Source organism: Microcoleus sp. OTE_8_concoct_300 (assembly GCF_031383065.1).
Taxonomy (GTDB): Bacteria; Cyanobacteriota; Cyanobacteriia; order Cyanobacteriales; family Microcoleaceae; genus Microcoleus.
The window spans coordinates 1-1,169 of sequence record NZ_JANMZH010000653.1 but is presented as its reverse complement, the minus strand read 5'-3'; the positions used below and the strand labels follow the sequence as shown (position 1 = coordinate 1,169).

Genomic DNA, 1,169 nt, shown 5'->3' with positions numbered 1-1,169 from the left:
GGCAACTCATAGAAGAGGCTAAAAATAACGCAACCTCGATCGAACAAGCAATTGCTCCGACCTTATTGGTTGTTAAAGAACTAGCCGATCGCATTGAAGCTCGAATAGCACAACTTGTCGCAAGTTATATAAACGCCAAGTTAGAAATAGAATGTTTAATTGAAATTGAACAATTAACAGAACAATTGACATATTGCCTCGAACAAGTCAAAAATAGTACCTGAGAGTTATCGTATTCACATACCTCCCTTTACTTACCAGCGTTGTATCAATTGGTAACACCCACCCGAGCCAACAAGCGATCGCTCTTACCCAACTTTGCAGTAAAATATAAGGTAAAAACTTACCATGTCAGAAGATTATTACTATCCCCAACTAAAAGACTACATTGGAGCCGGACTTGCATTTCCCTTGCAAGTCAACGTACAAGGTGGTGTCCAACTCAGTTCAAGTATCCATAATATTGAAGAATCTATAATTATCATCCTGCGAACAGATTTAGGAGAACGGGTATATCGACCAAACTTTGGATCGAAATTGTCAGAGTTAGTCTTTGAACCAATGAACGTTCAAACTCTTCTCCTGATTCGTTTATACGTAGAACAGGCATTAGAAATGTGGGAACCTCGCATTATTTTAAAAGAAGTGCGTGCCGATCCAGACCCGATTAGAGGTAGAGTAGATATTGAAATAATTTACCAACCCAAAAATAGTCCTGATACTCGCAGCTTAGTTTATCCATTTTATTTATCCCCAATAGGTCAGGATCAGTGAAATTTGACTTTTTGCCCGAACTCCCCAAATCCGATCTCGATGACCGGACTTTTAACGACCTTGTAGAAGAATGTATTCTTCGCATTCCCCGCTACTGTCCGGAATGGACTAATCATAACCCAGGCGATCCGGGGATTACTTTGATTGAATTGTTTGCTTGGTTAACCGATCAAATGTTAATGCGGTTTAAACAAGTTCCCCGACGCAATTATGTTGCGTTTCTAGAATTGTTGGGAATTCGTCTGCAACCACCTGCACCTGCTTGGTGCGAATTAACATTTTATCTAACTAAGGCGCAACCGGAACCAATTAGAATTCCCTACGCCACTGAAGTGGCAACAGTGCGAACCGAAACTCAAGAAGCGATTATTTTCAGCACGGATGAAGAATTCGCG

2 protein-coding genes and 1 pseudogene are annotated in these 1,169 nt (G+C 40.7%); all 3 read left to right on the top strand.

All coding sequences use genetic code 11. The annotated features are described in order from the left end of the window. Positions 1-224 (top strand): annotated as a pseudogene (locus tag ACUVJL_RS29740) (YbjN domain-containing protein); the annotation flags it as partial. Between the two features lie 124 nt (positions 225-348). After that, entirely contained in the window at positions 349-774 is a 426-nt protein-coding gene (locus ACUVJL_RS29735) for a GPW/gp25 family protein (RefSeq protein WP_445249128.1), read from the top strand. Next, positions 771-1,169 (top strand): putative baseplate assembly protein (locus ACUVJL_RS29730; protein WP_445249127.1); only part of this gene is annotated, 399 nt, incomplete at its 3' end. The genes ACUVJL_RS29735 and ACUVJL_RS29730, both read left to right, overlap by 4 nt.

Bases quoted from the DNA above. Each gene is read 5' to 3' on its own strand.
- ACUVJL_RS29735 (WP_445249128.1), top strand. From the start codon at position 349: ATGTCAGAAGATTATTACTATCCCCAACTAAAAGACTACATTGGAGCC.